The organism is Tenebrionibacter intestinalis, assembly GCF_016632365.1.
GTDB classification, from domain to species: domain Bacteria; phylum Pseudomonadota; class Gammaproteobacteria; order Enterobacterales; family Enterobacteriaceae; genus Tenebrionibacter; species Tenebrionibacter intestinalis.
The window spans coordinates 1-1,568 of the sequence record NZ_JAEPBH010000116.1 but is presented as its reverse complement, the minus strand read 5'-3'; the positions used below and the strand labels follow the sequence as shown (position 1 = coordinate 1,568).

Genomic DNA, 1,568 nt, shown 5'->3' with positions numbered 1-1,568 from the left:
CTGAGGTGATGAAGGTCAACGTGCAGGTACTGGACGAGAACACCGGCGCGTTCCACGTGGACAGCTTCGACATGTACCACGCAAAGCAGCGCCAGGCGTATGTAAGCACGGCGGCGTCAGAGCTTGCCTGTGAAGTCACAGTGATAAAGCGCGAGTGCGGCCGCGTGTTGCTGGCGCTGGAACAGAAACAGGACGAACAGCGCCAGGCGGCAGACGAGGAACAGGCCGGGACCGTGGTCCCGGTGTCCGGGAAGGACGAACAGGCGGCGCTTGAGTTGCTCAAATCTCCGGACCTGGCAGAGCGTATCGTGGCTGACCTGGCGGCCTGCGGCGTGGTGGGTGAAAGCAGCAATCTGCTGACCGGGTATCTGGCGGCCACCTCGCGCAAGCTGGACAGGCCGCTGGCCGTGCTTATCCAGTCCTCGTCTGCGGCGGGCAAGTCCAGCTTAATGGATGCGGTGCTGGGGCTGATACCGGAGGAAGAGCGGGTGCAGTACAGCGCCATGACCGGGCAGAGCCTGTATTACCTGGGCGAAACCTCGCTGCAACACAAAATCCTCGCCATCGCGGAGGAAGAAGGCGTGCGCCAGGCGGCGTATGCGCTCAAGCTGTTGCAGAGCGACGGGGAACTTAAAATCGCCTCAACCGGCAAGGATGAGCAGAGCGGCGAACTGGTCACAAGGGAATACAACGTGCAGGGGCCGGTGATGCTGATGTTAACCACCACGGCCAGCGACGTGGACGAAGAGCTGCTCAACCGCTGCCTGGTGCTGACGGTGAACGAGAGCCGCGAGCAGACGCAGGCCATACACGCGCAGCAGCGCCGGGCGCAGACGCTGGAAGGGCTGCTGGCATCGAGTGAAAAGCAGTACCTGACCACGTTACACCAGAACGCGCAGCGGCTGCTGCGGCCGCTGAAGGTGGTCAACCCGTTCGCGGAGCAGCTTACCTTCCTCTCCGACAAAACGCGCACCCGGCGCGACCACATGAAATACCTGACGTTAATCCAGGCGGTGGCGCTGCTGCATCAGTACCAGCGGGAGGTGAAGAAAACCACGCATCGCGGCCAGACTATCGAGTATATCGAGGTCCGGAAAAGCGACATCCGGCTTGCCAATCAACTGGCGCATGAAGTGCTGGGCCGGACGCTGGACGAAATGCCGCCGCAGAGCCGCAAGCTGCTCATCCTGCTGTACGGCTGGGTTCAGGACACGGCACGGCAGCAGGCCGTGAAGCCGGACGAGCTGCACTTCACGCGGCGTAACGTGCGCAGAGCGCTGGGCTGGGGAGATACCCAACTGAAAATCCATCTTGGCAGGCTGGTTGAACTGGAATATCTGCTGCTGCACCGGCGTGGACTGACCCATGAATATCAGTTGCTGTGGGATGGCGGCAGCGGTGAGGAAAGCCACCTGTGTGGTCTGCTGAACGTGGATGATAACGAGGGCGGTGCGTTCCGGTCGGGGCCGGAAGATAAGCGGGCGGGTATCAGTCGGGGTATGGTCGGTAGTCAGTCGGACAGCCATAATACCCTCTCAGCCCATGTGGCACAGGGCCAGGAGGAAAAT

The 1,568-nt window shown here is 61.7% G+C and carries 1 pseudogene; it reads left to right on the top strand.

The window, feature by feature from the left end:
* Positions 1-1,568: pseudogene (locus tag JJB97_RS17915) on the top strand (DNA primase); the annotation flags it as partial.